The following is a 16985-nucleotide window of genomic DNA, read 5'->3' as shown; positions in this document are numbered from 1 at the left end:
AAACGCTCTACAAAGTGGCCCGCATTGTTCCAGCCCTTGAGGGATTTGGGAACAGCTGCGGGCCGGACGGTTACTTCCAGATGTTTGCTGAGACGGCTGCCGCCTTCGCGAGCAAGCCCGCTCCCACATTTGATCTCTGCGGCACTGGAGATCAGTGTGGGAGCGGGCTTGCTCGCGAAGAACGATGACGCGGTCTAAACCTTAATGACCATTGCCCGAATGCCCACCGGCATGCCCGCCCCCCGGGCCTTTGCCAGCTTCACCCTTGCGCCCGCCCTCCGCTTCATGACCGGCAGCGGCGGCCTTCTCAGCCTCTTTGCCCAACTGATCAACTGCCTGCAAATTGCTCTTGCGCACCGCCTCGACAAAGCCCTGATACGGCAGATCGGTAATCCCCACCAGGCCGAAGTGCCCGTTCTCGCCATCGAGCAGACGCCCGGTCACCGGTTGATCCAGATACTGGAACCAGTGCACGCCGACAATCGACGGTTCACTCAATGCCTGTTTGAGGAAGTTGGCATACGCCGGGCCGCGATCTTCTTCCCGCGCCAGTTGCGTCACGCCACCCCAGAACGGGCCACGATCACTGGAGCCGAAGTTGAATTCGGTGATCAGTACCGGTTTGTCGAGGGCACGCAGAGCGGCGAAGTCATAGCCGTCCTGTGGTTTCAGCGTGTACATGTTGAAACTCAACACGTCGCAATACTGCGCGCAGGACGCCACCGCTTCCGGAGTGCTGGTGGCGAAACGGCCGCCGAGCAGCAGCTGATTCGGCGCGTGCCATTTCAGCGAATCGGAGATGGTTTTGAAGTAGGTGTCGGCGAACACTTTCTGGAAGTATTTGAAGTCGTTTTCGATTTCCGGGTGCTCCGGATTCGGCATTGGTGGCACGAAACCCGGGTCTTCCATCAATTCCCACGCCGGCAGATCAATGCCCCACGCTTTCGACAGGCCCGCCTGGTTGCGGTACTTGTCGCGCAGTTGCTTGAGGAATGCGCGCTTGGCCGGCACGTCGGTGGTCATTTTCAATGTGCCGTAGGCCAGGGCGTAGCGCGACTGCGGGTCGTCGCCGGGGCCGGCCCAGGCCAGTTCGTTGTCGGCGTAGTAGCCGATCAGCCACGGATCATCACGATGATCGCGGGCAGCAATGGCCACAGCACGCTCGGTGGCCATGGCGAAACGCGGGTCGAACGGGTCAGGCATGCCGCCCCACCAGTCGCTGCCGGTGCTGATGCTGGTGTAGTCGCCGACGATCGACAGCGGCAAGGTGTACGGCACCCGCTCGGCGTCGGCGAGCGAGTCGGCACTCCAGTTGCCGACGGTGTTGAAACCCCAGGCCTGCAGGCGATCGAGGGTGTGCGTGGCCCACTTCTGCTGATCGACCGTGGCCTTGCACGGCGCAGCGACGGGTTGATCGGCAGCCTTTTCAGCAGTCGTCGCTACGGCGTCTGTTTTCGCCGCTGCGGCGACACCGGCCTTCGCCTCGTTTGACTTTGGCACAGGCTCGGCAGCTCTTACTGCGGTTTCTTCAACCGCACCAGCCTTGGCCGCTTCAGCAATTCCGGCCTTGGTATCGCTGTCCGGTTTGCAGGGCTCGCCGTAAACCCGCTGCAGGTTGGCGCCATAGAAGTCGTACCAGCGCCCGTTGCCATAGCCACGGCCCTGATCGGCACCGTTGCCGCCACGGTTGTCGCCCTCGCCGAAATGGCTGGCGAGCGGCTCGTCGGCCTTGGGCAGGGATTCGAACATCCACTCACGCCCGGCCACGTAAGTCTGGTTGACCTGCGGGCTGACGGTGTTGACCCCCAGCGAATAGAACGGATGTCCTTCAGGGGTCACCAGATACCAGCGACCGTCACGTTTTTCAGTGCGGAAAAAGCCGCTGGCCTTGAACGCCGGGCCTTTGTTCCAGCCGCCGAACTTGTCCAGCGAAGACTTTTCGCGCTCGGCCAACCAGGTCTTCAGCTGTTGCTGTTCCTTGGCGGCGGCGGATTTCAGTTGTTCGTCGTTGCTGACTTTTTCCGGCCATTTGCTGCGGGTCGATTGACCGTAGGCATCCACCAGATTGCCGTAGACGGCCTGGGTCACAGCATCGCCGTCCTGCACGCCGAAACGCTCGAGCAGCAGGCTCTGCGCAGCTTTCGGCTGATTCATCCACAGGCTCACCGACACCACCTGACTGCGGTCCAGCTCACCGCTGCTGCTGGCCAGCAGAATCCGCTGGCCATCGACGGTCATCGGCATCGGCGGCCCGGCCTTCATGCCCTGGCTCAGTGGCGAAGTCGCCACCAGCGGCACCAAAAGGGTTTGCGCCGGGCCGGCCGGCAGGTCGACGCGGCTGGTCAGGGTCTGGCCGTTGTTGCTCTGGATTTGCACATAGACCGTCACGGCCCAGTTCATTGCACTCTGCAGACGCAGGCTCATCATGCCCGACTGCGACCAGTCCCAGGCGCCGGTTTGCGGAGTCAGGCGCAGGGTCGGACGGGCTACCGGGTTGAACGTCACTCGGCGCAACACTTCACCTTCAGGGGTTTGCTCGGCGTTGGCTTGTGGCAGGTCAGTGTTTTCGGTGACGACTTTCACCACGTCGGCAGGACGGACGAAGTTGAACAGGGTCTGCTGACCCGCAGGCGCCGCCAGTAACGGGGCAGCGAAAATCAAGGCGAATACGGCAGGCAACGAACGGCGAATCATAAGAACGGAGTTCTCCCTAACGACCAACTAAGGCCAATGGAAAAGCATGGCAGAGAGATAGACAGCGCGGCGGGCAAAACTGCCCACCGTTGTCTCAAGATATTTCACGACGGAATGGCGGCAACGCATTGAGGATCGCCTTGCCGTAGCGCTGGGTGACCAGGCGCCGATCGAGCAAGGTGATGGTGCCGCGGTCCTCTTCGGTACGCAGCAGACGCCCGCAGGCCTGAACCAGTTTCAGCGAGGCATCGGGCACCGAGATTTCCATGAACGGATTGCCGCCCCGGGCCTCGATCCACTCCGACAGCGCCGCCTCGACCGGGTCGTCCGGCACCGAGAACGGGATCTTGGCGATCACCACGTGCTCGCAGTACGCCCCCGGCAAGTCCACCCCTTCGGCGAAACTGGCAAGACCGAACAGCACGCTGGAATCGCCGCCATCGACCCGCGCCTTGTGCTTGTTCAGGGTTTCCTGTTTCGACAGGTTGCCTTGAATGAACACTTGCTTGCGCCAGTCGCGGTCGAGGCCATCGAACACGTCCTGCATCTGTTTGCGCGAGGAGAACAGCACCAGCGTGCCGCGCGAGCCTTCGACCAGATCCGGCAACTCGCGGATGATCGCCGCGGTGTGAGCAGCGGCGTCGCGTGGGTCGGCCTTCAGATCCGGCACCCGCAGCACGCCGGCGTCGGCATGATGGAACGGGCTCGGCACCACGGCAGTGACCGCTTTTTTCGGCAGACCGGCACGCATGCGGAACCGGTCGAAAGTGCCCAGTGCCGTCAAGGTTGCCGAGGTCACCAGGCAGCCGTAGGCCACGTTCCACAGGCTGCGGCGCAAGGTTTCTGCGGCGAGAATCGGGCTGGCGTTGACCTCGATGTCGAACAGCGAACCGCTCTCGGCCAGTGTCAGCCAGCGCGCCATCGGCGGGCTGTCTTCCGGGTCTTCGGCGGTAAATGCAGTCCACAATTCCCAGTTGCCCGACGCCCGCGACAACAGGCTGCCGAACAGCGGATACCACTCCTCGGCCTGATTGCTGGCGATGCCGATGTTGACCTCGCCGTCCATGCCTTCCTTGAGCAGGTCGGTCAGGCGGGTGAACAGATCGTTGAGCCGCGAATAGCCTTTTTTCAACTCGATGCCCATTTCGCGCATGTGCTCGGGAATCACCCCGCCGACGAAACGATGGCGTGGCCGCTCGCGACCTTCGACGTCTTCGCCGGGTTTGAAATCGGCAATCTGCTCGCACGCGGTGAACATGAACTGCTGCTGGGTCTTGATCTCGCGCGCCAGCTCGGGCACTTGCTCGATCAGCTTGCCGAGATCGCCCGGCAACGGATGCTGGGCCAACAATTTGGTGAGGTTCTTCGCGGTGGTTTCCAGCCAGTCGGCGGTGGAACGCAGGCGCGTGTAGTGGGCGAAGTGGCCGATGGCCTTGTCCGGCAGGTGATGGCCTTCGTCGAACACGTAAATGGTGTCACGCGGATCCGGTAGTACCGCGCCGCCGCCCAAAGCGAGGTCAGCCAGCACCATGTCGTGGTTGGTGACGATCACGTCGACCTTGCCCATGCCTTCGCGCGCCTTGTAGAAAGCGCATTGGCCGAAGTTCGGGCAGTGGCGATTGGTGCACTGGCTGTGATCGGTGGTCAGGCGCGCCCAGTCGGCGTCTTCCAGCGCGTTGGGCCAGCTGTCGCGGTCGCCGTCCCATTTATTGCCGGCGAGCTTCTCGATCATGCTGGTAAACAGCTTCTGACTCGCCTCGTCGACCTCGATCTTGAAGCCTTCTTCTTCGAACAGCTGGGCGGTGGCGGTTTGCGCGTGGCCTTCCTGCAGCAGCATGTCGAGCTTGGACAGGCACATGTAGCGACCACGGCCCTTGGCCAGCGCGAAGCTGAAGTTCAGCCCGCTGTTGCGCATCAGGTCGGGCAAGTCCTTGTAGACGATCTGCTCTTGCAGGGCCACGGTCGCGGTGGCGATCACCAGGCGCTTGCCGGCCAGCTTCGCCGTCGGGATCGCCGCCAGGCTGTAGGCCACGGTCTTGCCGGTACCGGTGCCGGCTTCCACCGCGACAATCGCGGGGTCGCCACTGCGCCGGCCTTCGTCGTCGGTGTCGATATCCCCGAGGACTTTGGCGATTTCAGCGATCATCAGGCGCTGGCCGTAACGCGGCTTGAGGCTCTTGGCTTCAAGAAAACGCGAATAGGCGCCCTGGATCGTGGTTTTGAGTTCAGTGCTGATCATTGATTGTCGGGCGCTAAAAACGCTGGATAAATTTTCAGTGGTTTCGGATGGCGGCTATCATACCCCGCTAATTAATCCCGCGCAGAACGGAGTGCCCCAATGACACCTTTTAGCCTCGTTTATCCGCTGCATGTCCTGTCCGCCCTGGTCTGGGTCGGCGGCATGTTTTTCGCCTGGATGGTCCTGCGCCCGGCGGCTGTAAAGGCTCTCGACGGCCCTGGCCGCCTGACCTTGTGGGTGGAAGTGTTTCAAGGTTTTTTTCGTTGGGTCTGGGTCGCGGTGATCCTGTTGCCGATCAGCGGCGTGGGCATGCTGCATTTGCAGCAAGTGGGCTTTGAGACCGCACCGAAATACGTGCAGGTGATGATCGGGCTGTATGTAGTGATGACCGCACTGTTCATCCGGATTCAGGGTTTGATGCTGCCGGAGTTGCGCAAGGCCGTTGAGGCGAAGGACTGGTCGGCGGGTGCGGCGGTGCTGGGTCGGATTCGCCGGGTGGTGGGGATCAACTTGATCGTCGGGTTGGTGCTGGTGGCGATTGCCGCGGCGCGGCCGATGTTCTGACCCACCCCATTTTTTGCGCTGTGAACACTTTTGTGGTGAGGGGATTTATCCCCGATGGCGCGCGAAGCGGCCCCAAATCAGCTGACGCGTTCAATCTGAAGAAACGCGGTATCTGGAGTGGGCTGCTTCGCAGCCCATCGGGGATAAATCCCCTCACCTCAATTGTGAACAGTGCTGTTATTCAGAGGCGCTGCACAGTCACCGCCCCCGCCGCACCCACCGGCCCAGGCTGACCATCCGCACCGGCCTTGCCGTTCTTGCCGCCATCGGCGCGATACACCAGGCAGCCCTTGGACTGGCCGCCCTTGCCCGCCTTACCGCCAACACCCGCTGGACCACCGGCGCCGCCCGCAACGTTGACCTTGATCAGCTCGGCCGGAAACTCGCGCGGCACTTCAAGACGCACCAACGCACCCGGTGCGCCCGGCTGGCCGTCACTACCATTGCTGCCGTCAAAACCATGACCGGCCGCGCCCCAGGTGCAGCCCGGATCTTCGCCGTTGCCGCCATCCAGGCCGACGAAACCCGGTGCACCGGTGCCGCCACGGGCATCGACAAACAGTTTTGGCGCGTTCAGTGCCTTGAACTGCAAATTCAGATTACGCCCGGCACGGGCGGCTTTTTCATAGGTACCCGGCGCACCGCGTGCGGTGATCAGGCTGCCTTCGGACAGTTCGGCACGAATGACTTTCATGTCCAGCGCCTGTTCACTCGGGACGATCGCGATGCGCGCTTCATGGCCCAGGCGCAATTCGCCGACGGTCAGCTCGGTCACATTGGCAGGAATCAGCAAGGTGCCATAGTCCGCCACGTCCAGCCGTTCCAGCTGCAAGGTGCTGGCGGTGTTGGGCAAACGCATCAGGGAGTTGGTTTCGACGCTGACCACCTGGGCGCAGGCCAGAGGACTGATGAGTGCAGCGAGCAGGCAAAGTTTACGCATGGGAAGAAGCCTCCGGAGCGGCCGGGGCCGGGATGGTTTGCAGGTGAAAAACGCCGAACAGCAGGATGCGCAGACGGTCGCGCCACGGGTTGGGACGCCCTTTGAGGCGCGAGAAAAGCAACTCCAGCACATGCAGCGCCAGCAGCGAGGCACCGGCCAGATTGACCAGCGCATGCAGCGGATGCACAAACGGCAGCAGCAGATTGACCACCACCACGCACCAGAACAGCAGGGTCAGCAAACGCCCCAGCCCCCAGAAAACCTTCATACGCTCCCCCGTGTCGGAATTATTCTTTGGGCGCACAGTAACGGCTTACGCGGGGGATAAGCCAGAGGGGCAAAAGAAAAAACATTTGTCAGTCGTCGGATCGCTGCCGGTTCGACGACGATCGTCGACCGGCAGCTCTAGCCTGCGGACTACAGACAAGTCCTAGCGATTGATATGCAACTCCACCCGACGGTTTTTTGCCCGTCCCTCGTCCGTTGCGTTGTCAGCCACCGGCTCGCTCTCGCCGCGTCCTTCACTGGTCAGTTTTTCCGGCGCCAGGCCCTGACTCAGCAGGTACGCCGCCACGCTGCTGGCGCGTCGTTCCGACAGTGCCTGGTTATAGGCGTCCGAACCTTTACTGTCGGTATGACCGATGACCTTGATGCTGACCACGTCGGCGTTGCGCAATTTGTCCATCAGCGTATCGAGCTGGGCCTTGGCGGCCGGGGTCAGATCCGACTTGTCGAAATCGAACAACACATTACCGGCATCGCTGAGGGTGATGACTTCCGATTGCGGCGCAGGTTCGGGAGCTTTTGCAGTGACCGGATATTGCGGCAGCGGACAGCCGCGATGATCGACCGGGGTATTGGCCGGGGTGTCAGGGCAACGGTCGCGGCGGTCGAACACGCCATCGCCGTCTTCATCGCCATCCTGGGCATAACAGATCAGCCCGCCAGTCAGAATCCCCAACGCCGCACCGCCACCGGCCCAGCCGCCACTTTCAATGGCGCCAAGACCGCCACCGACCAGCCCGCCGATCAGGCTGCAGATCGGCCACGTACGTTGATTGAGGGGGGCATCGCCATCGCTATGAGTGGCGCAACCGGTGAGCAGGCTGCCCAGCAGCAGCACCGGCAAGACGGACCTTGAGAAAACAGTCATTGTGAAAGCTCCTGTGTCACCGGCCCATACCGGTTACACAGGAGTAAAGACCCGCATCCGCGACTGCACAAGCCGCGGATGCGAGAGGGGCTAGCGGACGATTTTGATTTCGGTACGACGGTTCTGTGCGCGACCGTCTGCGGTTTTGTTATCCGCCACTGGCTGGCTTTCACCCATGCCCGAGACCGAAACGAAGCTGGCACGCGGCACACCCTGCTGGATCAGGTATTCCACCACCGAGTGCGCACGGCGATCCGACAGCTTTTTGTTGTAGGCATCGCTGCCGACGCTGTCGGTGTGGCCGGTCACGGTCAGTTGCGCCGTGGACGACTCTTGTTTCAGGCGCGTGGCGACTTTATCCAGCACCTGTTTGTCGGAGCCGGTCAGGGTGGCTTTGTCGAACTGGAAGTGCACATCGCGAATGACGATAGTTTCTTCCTTGACCACAACGGCCTCTTCTACCACTGGCGCAGGGGCAGGTGGTGGGCAGCCGTCAGCATCGACCTGCACGCCTTTAGGCGTGTGCGGGCACTTGTCGCGACTGTCCGGCACACCATCGCCGTCTTCGTCGCCATCACCGTGCACCCAGCAATAGGCGGCTGCCGTACCACCGACCACCAGCGCGCCATAACCGGCCCACGCCGAACTTTCCGTCGCGCCGAGACCGGCACCGACTACACCACCGACCGCCGCACAGGTCGGCCAGTCGGTTTTCTGCAAACCTGCGCAACCAGTCAACACACTGGTTAGCAGAATCAAAGGTAATGCTGTCCGAACTATGCTCATCTGGTTTTCTCCTGAGGGATCGGCTTAGAACCGATTCACGGAGTAAAGACCGGAGTTTTAATCTCCGCCAGCAATAGGCCACTGGCATTTGGGACCGTGTTCACAGGGATTCGGCACTTTTGCCGCCCGCGGCAAATCGGGGTCTAGGCCGGATCCGTCTGGCGCGCTAGTCTTGGCGATCTGATTGAGGAGCTTCGATGAACGTCGCCATTTCTTCGCGCACGCCGCAACAGGCGCTGGCCGCTTTACTGGATCGCTATGCCCCGGCGCGTCTGCTGCTGATCGGCGCCAGCGAATTTCCGGCGCTCGCCGCTTTCAAGCAGGCACATCCAGACACCTGCGTGGCCCACGCCGCACCCGGTGCATTGCCCGCCGAACTCGCGGCGCGGCGCTTCGACCTGGCGCTGGTGGTCGATTGCCTTGAGCACCTGCCCAAGCGTGACGGCTTGAATCTGCTGGGCGGGATTCGCAACCTCAACGCCAGCCGCATTGCAGTGCTGGCGGATCTGCCGGCCAGCGGCTGGCAGGAAACCGATTTCTACTCGCTGGCGCTGCAGGCCAGTGAACGCTTCCAGCGTGACGATCAGGTACTGACCCTGTTCACCTATGATCTGCTTGACTACAAACAAGTCCCCGACTGGCTCAACTCGCGATTCTGGGCCAATCCGGAAAACTTCGGCAAATACTGGTGGTAATGCAATGAGTACAGCCATTTGCCCGTGCGGCAGCGGCAACCTGCTGGAGGCCTGCTGCGGCCACTATCACGAAGGCCACCCGGCGCCTTGCGCCGAAGCGCTGATGCGTTCGCGCTACAGCGCCTACGTGCTGGGGCTGATCGATTATCTGGTGGCCACCACCCTGCCCGCCCAGCAGGCCGGTCTGGATCGCCAGTCGATCAGCGCCTGGAGCGCGCAGAGCACCTGGCTCGGCCTTGAGGTCGAAAGCTCGGAAGTGTTCGGCGGCCAACCCGAGCATGCCTTCGTCACCTTTACCGCGCGCTGGCACGACAGCCAGGGCGAACACAGCCACCGCGAGCGCTCCTCGTTCGTGCAAAACGCCGGGCGCTGGTACTTCATCGACCCGACCGTGCAGTTGAAGCTGGGGCGCAATGACGCGTGCCCGTGTGCCAGCGGGCAGAAGTTCAAGAAGTGCTGTGCGGGGTATTTCGGCGCATAAAGGGAAGTGCCGACTAGACTGGGGCACAAAGGGAGTTTTTTCGATGCTCGGTCACTGTCGCACACTGCATGGCTTGTTATTGATGCTGATCCTGAACCTCGGCGGTTGCGCCTCATGGTTCAGCGACGACAGCGTCGACCCCGCCGTGCACCTGGTAAAAGTCGAGGTGGTGCGGGCCAAGCTGCTCGAACAGAAATTCATCCTGCACTTTCGCATCGACAACCCAAACGACAGCGACCTGACGGTGCGCGGCATGGAATATCGCATTCATCTGGCAGACCTGTTGCTTGCCGAAGGCGAGCATGAACACTGGATCACGGTAGGGCCGAAAAGCAGCGCGTTCTATCGGATACCGATCCGCACCAACCTGTGGCCGCGGGTCAAGGACGTGGTGAAAATGCTGAAAAGTCAGCACCAGCAGGTGCCCTATCGATTGCAGGGCGAGATGGAAACCGGTTTATTCATCGCCCACTACGTGCACCTGGAGCGCAATGGCGTGATAATCCCCGCCGATTTAATTCCGGAGCACAACCGATGACTCAGCAACCTCATGTCCATGGCCCTGACTGCAACCACGATCATGACCATCATCACGATCACGATCATGGCCATGTCCACGGCCCGAACTGCGGCCACGCCCACCAGGAACCGGTGCGCAACGCCCTGAAAGACGTCGGCCGCAACGACCCTTGCCCATGCGGCAACGGCAAGAAATTCAAGAAGTGCCACGGCGCTTGATGCTTCAGGTGAAGATATTTTTCGCCTGACACATTGCCTTCGCGAGCAAGCCCGCTCCCACAGTTGACCGCGTTCCCGCTGACTGAACGCAGTCGACTGTGGGAGCGGGCTTGCTCGCGAATGGGCCGGTACATTCACCCCAAAATGTTCAGACAGCCGCCAGAATCTGCGCAGCGCTGACCACCGTCGCATACTCCCCGTGCACATTCCCCAGCGACATCCCGTGCACTTCTTCGGCTGAACGCGGTGTGCCGAAATAATCGGCCTTGTCGAAGGTGAAACACGCATCCTCCGCCACCCACGCCTCAAACCCCAGATTGCCCGCCGCGCGCGCTGTGGATTCCACCGAGTTGTTGGTCGCTACACCAACAATGATCAATTGCCCGATCCCCGCCTCATGCAGCTGCGCTTCCAGCCCCGTGGCACAAAACGCATCCGGTACCTGTTTCTGAATCAGCCATTCACCGTCCTGCGGCATGAATCGCTGCTGAAATTCCACCCCTGACTGCCCGGGCCAGAACACCGAATCCGGTTCACGCGACAGATGCTGCACATGAATCACCGGCCGCCCGCTACTGCGCCACGCCCTCAGTAAATCGAGCATGCGTTCTTCGGCCTGTGGATTATTCCGCCTACCCAGTCGCGGCTGCAGAATGCCTTGTTGCTGGTCGATGATGATCAGTGCAGCGTTGGCCTGAAGCTCCATGGCGTCTTCTCACGAGAGTCATTTGATTCCCGCACTTCATCACCCACCCCTGCAAATAAGCAAGCCATCAGACAATCATCGATCAATGGCAAGAAATAACCGCTCGCCCCGCTTGCGCGGCCATCTCCTGCTCACTAACGTAGCGGCTTTATTGCGCCCCCAGCCTCTACACCCCCGCAGGAGCTTTGCCATGGCCTCGCCAGCCCTCACACATTTTCTTCCCCGGTTCGGCGTTGCCGCAGCAGTGACCGGTGTCTTGAGCCTGTCCGGTTGCCAGACCTGGAACGCGCAGGACACCCTCCCGCCCACCTCCGGCGTGCAACCGCTCAAGGGTCTGGCGCAGAACGTTTCGGTGCGACGCAATGCCATGGGCATGCCGTTGATCGAAAGCAACAGCTTCCACGACGCACTGTTCACCCTCGGTTACGTGCATGCCAGCGACCGCATCAACCAGATGGTCACCCTGCGCCTGCTGGCCCAGGGGCGTCTGGCGGAAATGTCCGGGCCGTCGATGCTCGATGCCGACCGCTACATGCGTGCGGTCAACCTGAAGAAAAGCGCCGCCGAGCTTTACAAGGCTTCGTCGCCACGGCTCCAGCGCTTCTTTGAAGTCTATGCGCGGGGCGTCAACGCCTACCTGTTCCGCTACGCCGACAAGTTGCCGGGCGACCTCGCCTCCAGTGGCTACAAGCCGGAATACTGGAAACCGGAAGATTCGGCGCTGATCTTCGCGCTGCTGAACTTCAGCCAGTCGGCCAACCTGCCGGAAGAGATCTCATCCCTGGTGCTGGCGCAAACCGTGACCAGCGACAAACTCGCCTGGCTGACCCCGTCCGCACCCGATGAAAATCTGCCGCTGGCCGAGGCCGACAAGCTGCAAGGCCTCAAGCTCAACGGGCAGATCCCCGGCCTGACGGAGCTGAGCAACGCCAGCCAACAATTGGCGGCGGTGAATCTGCTGGGCGCCAGCACCTCGAACAACTGGGCAATCGCCCCGCAACGCAGCCGCAGCGGCAAGAGCATTCTCGCCAGCGATGCCCATGGCCCACTGGCAGCGCCGTCGCTGTGGAGCTTCGTGCAGATCCGCGCGCCGAAATATCAGGCTGCCGGTGTCACTGTCGCCGGTCTGCCGATGGTGCTCGGTGGCTTCAACGGCAAAGTCGCGTGGAGCGCCACCAGTGTGCTCGGCGACAACCAGGACCTGTTCCTGGAAAAAATCCGCCGTCAGGGCAACAGCCTGACCTATGAGGTCAACGGCAAATGGCAGCCGCTGGGCGTGCGCAACGAAACCTATTTCGTCAAAGGCCAGCGGCCGATTCGCGAAGCGGTGTACGAAACCCGCCACGGCGCGCTGCTCAACAGTGCTCAGGCCGTACAGGGCAACGGTTTTGGCCTGGCCCTGCAAACCCCGAGCTTCACCGACGACAAATCGCTGGACGCATTTTTCGACCTGACCCGTGCGCAGAACGTTGAACGCGCGTCAGACGCCAGCCGCGAGATCCGCGCCATCGCCCTGAACATGGTATTCGCCGACGCCAGCAACATCGGCTGGCAGGTCACCGGGCGTTTCCCCAACCGGCGCGAAGGCGAAGGCCTGCTGCCATCGCCGGGCTGGGAAGGTCGTTACGACTGGGACGGTTATGCCGACCCGATGTTGCACCCGTACGATCAGGATCCGACCCAGGGCTGGCTCGGCACCGCCAACCAGCGGGTCATTCCTCACGGCTACGGCATGCAGTTGTCCAACTCGTGGGCGGCGCCGGAGCGCGGTGAGCGCTTGGCGGAACTGGCCAACAGCGGCAAACAGGACGGTCGCAGCGTGATCGCCATGCAGTACGACCAGACCACCACCTTCGCTGCCAAGCTGAAGAAAATGTTTGAAGCGCCGGGCATGAAGCAGCCGCTGAAACAGGCGATCGACGCCCTGCCGGAAGCCGATCGCAACAAGGCGCGCGAGGCGTTCACCCGATTGATGGCGTTTGACGGCAAGCTCAGCCCGACCTCGGCGGATGCGGCGATCTATGAACTGTTCCTGCAAGAAAGCATGAAGCAGATCTTCCTCGATGAGCTCGGCCCCGAGTCGAGTCCGGCGTGGAAAGCCTTTGTTGCCAATGGCGACTTGTCCTACGCGGCGCAGGCCGATCACCTGCTCGGGCGCGAAGACAGCCCGTTCTGGGATGACTTGCGTACCCCGCAGAAAGAAGACAAAGCCGTGATTCTGGCGCGCAGTCTGGCCGCCGCGATCAACGCTGGCGACAGTCAGTTGGGTGGCGATCACAAGGCCTGGCAGTGGGGCAAACTGCACAGCTACACGTGGAAAAACGCCAATGGCCAGACCGTTCGCGGCCCGCTGGCAGCCGGCGGCGATCACACCACGCTCAATACTGCGGCGTTTGCCTGGGGCAAGGACTTCAACACCACGCGGGCGCCGTCGATGCGTTTCATCGTTGATTTCAGCCAGGCTGAGCCGCTGATGGGCCTGAACGGCACCGGCCAGTCCGGCAACCCGGCCAGCCCGAACTACCTCAACGGCATCGATGCGTGGCTCAAGGGTCAGTACATCGGCTTGCCGATGCAGCCGCAGAACTTTGACCGGGTGTATGGCAAGACGCGTTTGACCCTCACACCGGGCAAGTAAGGCACAGATCAAAAGCCCCTCACCCTAACCCTCTCCCAAGGGAGAGGGGACCGACGGAGTTGTTCTTTCGCAATACACCGACCTGAACCGTCGCGCCGAATCCATAATCGACGCGGACTTTCAGGCCGATGAAGCTCGCCAGACACCTCGGTCGGCGCCCTCTCCCTCCGGGAGAGGGCTGGGGTGAGGGAGCTTTGAAAATCGATAGAACTTCCAGACACGCGCCAACCTCATAGCTAACAAGCCCCCCATTCTGGTAACGACATGGACCTTGTTATCGCCCGCCCCGAAGGTTTGTATTGCCCTGCCGGGGATTTCTACATTGATCCGTGGCGCCCGGTCGAGCGCTCGGTGATCACCCATGCCCACGGCGATCACGCCCGTAACGGCAATCAGCACTACCTTGCCAGCAGCGCCAGCGAAGGGATCTTGCGTGCGCGTCTGGGTCAGGAGATCAACCTGCAAACCCTCGCCTACGGCCAGCGGCTGACCCATCACGGCGTGACCTTGAGTTTCCATCCCGCCGGGCATGTGCTCGGTTCGGCCCAGGTGCGTCTGGAATACGGCGGCGAAGTCTGGGTCGCATCGGGAGATTACAAGATCGAACCCGACGGCACCTGCGCGCCGTTCGAACCGGTGCGCTGCCACACCTTCATCACCGAATCGACTTTCGGCCTGCCGATCTACCGCTGGCAACCGCAGGCGCAGGTGTTCAGCGAGATCAACCAGTGGTGGCAGGCGAACATCGCCGCCGGCAAGGCCAGCGTGTTGTTCTGCTACTCGTTCGGCAAAGCCCAGCGGATCCTGCACGGCATCGACGCCAGCCTCGGCCCGATCCTCAGTCACGGTGCCGTCGAGCCACTGAACCGGGTCTACCGCGAGGCCGGCGTGTACCTGCCGCCGACGATCTACGCCGGCGACATCAAAAAATCCGACCCGATCATGCGTCAGGCGCTGGTCATCGCCCCGCCCTCGGCCGGTGGCAGCACCTGGATGCGCCGTTTCGGCGACTTCAGCGACGCCTTTGCCAGCGGCTGGATGCGCCTGCGCGGCACCCGTCGGCGGCGCGGCGTGGATCGCGGTTTCGTGCTCTCGGATCACGCCGACTGGCCGGGCCTGCTCTGGGCCATCGAACAGACCGGCGCCGAACGGGTGATGGTCACCCACGGTTCGATCGGTGTGCTGGTCCGGCATCTGCGCGAACAGGGCCTGGACGCGCAGGGTTTCAACACCGAGTACGGCGACGACGAAGAGGAAAACATCGACGCCGAACCTGCCATCGCCGAGGTGCAAGCATGAAAGCCTTCGCCGAGTTGTACGCCGAACTCGACGCCACCACGTCAAGCAACGCCAAACTGGCAGCGATGCAAACCTACTTCGCTCAAGCAGCACCACAGGACGCGGCATGGGCGGTGTACTTTCTGTCCGGTGGACGCCCGCGGCAACTGGTGCCGGTGCGCATCCTGCGCGAACTGGCGGTGGAAGTCTCGGGACTGCAACCGTGGCTGTTCGAGGAAAGCTATCAATCCGTTGGCGATCTGGCGGAAACCATTTCCCTGGTGCTGCCGGAAAATTCGCACAGCTCCGAGGCCGGTCTTGCCGAATGGATTGAAGACAAGCTGCTGCCGCTGCGCGGTGAAACCCCGGAGTACCTCGCCCGTCACCTGCCCGCGCTGTGGGCGCAACTGGATCGGCCGAGCCTGATGCTGTGCATCAAGCTGATCACCGGCAGTTTCCGCGTCGGCGTGTCGAAACTGCTGGTCACCCGCGCTCTGGCGTCGATGGCCGGCCTCGACAGCAAACGCGTGGCGCAGCGCCTGGTGGGTTACACCGACCTGTCGAACCGGCCGAACGCGACCAGCTACCTGAAACTGATCGCGCCGGAATCCGCCGATGAACATGCGCAACGTGGCGGCCAACCCTACCCGTTCTTCCTCGCGCATGGCTTGTCACAACCGGTGGAGGAGTTTGAAGCGCTGCTGGGGCCGGCGAGCAACTGGCAAGTGGAATGGAAGTGGGATGGCATCCGGGCGCAGGTGGTCAAGCGCGAGGGTCGGCTGTGGGTCTGGTCGCGGGGTGAAGAACTGGTGACCGAGCGTTTCCCCGAGTTCGACACACTGGTCCACGCGTTACCCGACGGCACGGTAATCGACGGCGAAATCGTGGTCTGGAAAAGCACCCATCCGAGCACCGCAGACGCCTTCGATCCGCAATCGAGCGCACCGCCGGCGGTGCAACCGTTCGCCCTGCTGCAGCAGCGCATCGGGCGCAAAACCCTCGACAAGAAAATCCTCGAAGAAGTGCCGGTGGTGGTGCTCGCCTACGACTTGCTGGAGTGGCAGGGCGAAGACTGGCGCAACCGCCCACAGGCCGAACGACGCGCACAACTGGAGCAGGTCATCGCTCACGGTAACAACCCGGTGTTACTGGCCTCGCCGATTCTCACTGGCAGTGACTGGTTCGACCTCGCCCAGCAGCGCGAAGCCTCACGGCGCCTCGGTGTCGAGGGCATGATGCTCAAGGCCCGCGACGCCCTGTATGGCGTAGGCCGGACCAAGGACATGGGCGTGTGGTGGAAGTGGAAGGTCGATCCGTTCAGCGTCGATGCGGTGTTGATCTATGCCCAGCGCGGACATGGCCGGCGCGCCAGTCTGTACAGCGATTACACCTTCGCCGTGTGGGACGGCCCGCCCGAGTCCAGCCAACGAGCGCTGGTGCCGTTCGCCAAGGCCTATTCGGGGCTGACCGACGAGGAAATGCGCCAGGTCGACAGCATCGTGCGCAAGACCACCGTGGAAAAGTTCGGCCCGGTCAGCAGCGTCAAGCCGAGTCTGGTGTTCGAACTGGGTTTCGAAGGCATCGCCCTGTCGCGGCGGCACAAGAGCGGGATCGCCGTGCGTTTTCCAAGGATGCTGCGCTGGCGGCAGGACAAGACGGTGGATGAGGCCGATAGCCTGGCAACGTTGCAGGATTTGCTGGCCTGACCCGGTTTTCCGGGACAAACCTCCAATCGTCCTGAATGAACATCCTGTAGTGAGTGGATTTTCTGGTGAGGAGATCTTGTGGTGAGGGGATTTATCCCCGATGGGCCGCGAAGCGGCCCCCCATCATTCTTTCAGTAAACCGCGTGTACCGGATTTGCGACTGCTGCGCAGCCGTTCGGGGATAAATCCCCTCGCTACAAGTATTCTGAATCACTAAAAAATGCCTGCATCGACCCAACTTGGTGCAGCTCAATCCCCACGCCCATTCCCGTGCACCATTCCCTCTCCCCCTCCCTCCCCCAACCTTTTAAAACACTTGTTCGGGACTCTGGTTCGGAAATTGCTACTTTCTATAGGTCGTACGCGT

At 62.0% G+C, this 16985-nt stretch carries 15 protein-coding genes; 8 read left to right on the top strand and 7 right to left on the bottom strand.

Annotated elements, in window-relative coordinates; genetic code table 11:
• Positions 1–201: 201 nt before the first annotated feature.
• Both J1G18_RS10270 and dinG read right to left on the bottom strand, forming a co-directional pair.
• Entirely contained in the window at positions 202–2694 is a 2493-nt protein-coding gene (locus tag J1G18_RS10270; RefSeq protein ID WP_223007602.1) for a beta-galactosidase, read from the bottom strand.
• 94 nt (positions 2695–2788) lie between these two features.
• Entirely contained in the window at positions 2789–4933 is a 2145-nt protein-coding gene (dinG, locus tag J1G18_RS10265; protein WP_003222341.1) for an ATP-dependent DNA helicase DinG, read from the bottom strand.
• A 99-nt stretch (positions 4934–5032) separates the two neighbouring features.
• Between dinG and J1G18_RS10260 the strand changes: the two genes are divergently transcribed.
• Positions 5033–5497, top strand: a complete 465-nt coding sequence (locus J1G18_RS10260) for a CopD family protein (RefSeq protein WP_098967551.1) — start codon at positions 5033–5035, stop codon at positions 5495–5497.
• A 181-nt stretch (positions 5498–5678) separates the two neighbouring features.
• Here J1G18_RS10260 and J1G18_RS10255 read toward each other — a convergent pair whose 3' ends face one another.
• From J1G18_RS10255 to J1G18_RS10240, 4 genes are all read right to left on the bottom strand, one after another.
• The gene (locus tag J1G18_RS10255; protein ID WP_098967549.1) at positions 5679–6437 is read right to left on the bottom strand and encodes a hypothetical protein; all 759 of its coding nucleotides are present in this window, start codon (positions 6435–6437) and stop codon (positions 5679–5681) included.
• Positions 6430–6705, bottom strand: a complete 276-nt coding sequence (locus J1G18_RS10250) for a DUF1145 domain-containing protein (protein WP_027614360.1) — start codon at positions 6703–6705, stop codon at positions 6430–6432. The genes J1G18_RS10255 and J1G18_RS10250 overlap by 8 nt, the downstream gene beginning before the upstream one ends.
• Positions 6706–6867: 162 nt before the next feature.
• A complete protein-coding gene (locus tag J1G18_RS10245; protein ID WP_098967548.1) occupies positions 6868–7590 on the bottom strand; it encodes an OmpA family protein in 723 nt (240 codons plus the stop codon).
• A gap of 90 nt (positions 7591–7680) precedes the next feature.
• Positions 7681–8376, bottom strand: a complete 696-nt coding sequence (locus J1G18_RS10240) for an OmpA family protein (RefSeq protein WP_098967546.1) — start codon at positions 8374–8376, stop codon at positions 7681–7683.
• Between the two features lie 197 nt (positions 8377–8573).
• Between J1G18_RS10240 and J1G18_RS10235 the strand changes: the two genes are divergently transcribed.
• The 4 genes from J1G18_RS10235 to J1G18_RS10220 are packed head-to-tail and all read left to right on the top strand — an operon-like array spanning position 8574 to position 10290.
• The gene (locus J1G18_RS10235; protein WP_027614357.1) at positions 8574–9071 is read left to right on the top strand and encodes a DUF6231 family protein; all 498 of its coding nucleotides are present in this window, start codon (positions 8574–8576) and stop codon (positions 9069–9071) included.
• 4 nt (positions 9072–9075) lie between these two features.
• The gene (locus J1G18_RS10230) at positions 9076–9552 is read left to right on the top strand and encodes a YchJ family protein (protein ID WP_027614356.1); all 477 of its coding nucleotides are present in this window, start codon (positions 9076–9078) and stop codon (positions 9550–9552) included.
• Positions 9553–9595: 43 nt separating this feature from the next.
• Positions 9596–10090, top strand: a complete 495-nt coding sequence (locus tag J1G18_RS10225; protein WP_027614355.1) for an LEA type 2 family protein — start codon at positions 9596–9598, stop codon at positions 10088–10090.
• On the top strand, positions 10087–10290 hold the full coding sequence (locus J1G18_RS10220; protein WP_003198420.1) for an SEC-C metal-binding domain-containing protein: 204 nt from the start codon (positions 10087–10089) through the stop codon (positions 10288–10290). Before J1G18_RS10225 ends, J1G18_RS10220 begins: the two co-directional genes overlap by 4 nt.
• Before the next feature lie 148 nt (positions 10291–10438).
• On the opposite strand, the gene J1G18_RS10215 is transcribed toward J1G18_RS10220, so the two are convergent.
• A complete protein-coding gene (locus tag J1G18_RS10215; protein ID WP_223007601.1) occupies positions 10439–10996 on the bottom strand; it encodes a cysteine hydrolase family protein in 558 nt (185 codons plus the stop codon).
• Positions 10997–11186: 190 nt separating this feature from the next.
• Between J1G18_RS10215 and J1G18_RS10210 the strand changes: the two genes are divergently transcribed.
• From J1G18_RS10210 to J1G18_RS10200, 3 genes are all read left to right on the top strand, one after another.
• Positions 11187–13634, top strand: coding sequence for a penicillin acylase family protein (locus J1G18_RS10210; protein ID WP_223007600.1), 2448 nt, complete (start codon positions 11187–11189; stop codon positions 13632–13634).
• Between the two features lie 264 nt (positions 13635–13898).
• Positions 13899–14933: a ligase-associated DNA damage response exonuclease gene (locus J1G18_RS10205; RefSeq protein ID WP_223007599.1), complete on the top strand. Its 1035-nt coding sequence runs from the start codon at positions 13899–13901 to the stop codon at positions 14931–14933.
• Positions 14930–16618: an ATP-dependent DNA ligase gene (locus J1G18_RS10200; RefSeq protein ID WP_134785581.1), complete on the top strand. Its 1689-nt coding sequence runs from the start codon at positions 14930–14932 to the stop codon at positions 16616–16618. Before J1G18_RS10205 ends, J1G18_RS10200 begins: the two co-directional genes overlap by 4 nt.
• Positions 16619–16985 lie beyond the last annotated feature (367 nt).

The organism is Pseudomonas sp. MIS38, from assembly GCF_019891575.1.
GTDB lineage: Bacteria > Pseudomonadota > Gammaproteobacteria > Pseudomonadales > Pseudomonadaceae > Aquipseudomonas > Aquipseudomonas putida_A.
This window is presented reverse-complemented; position numbering and strand designations above follow the sequence as displayed.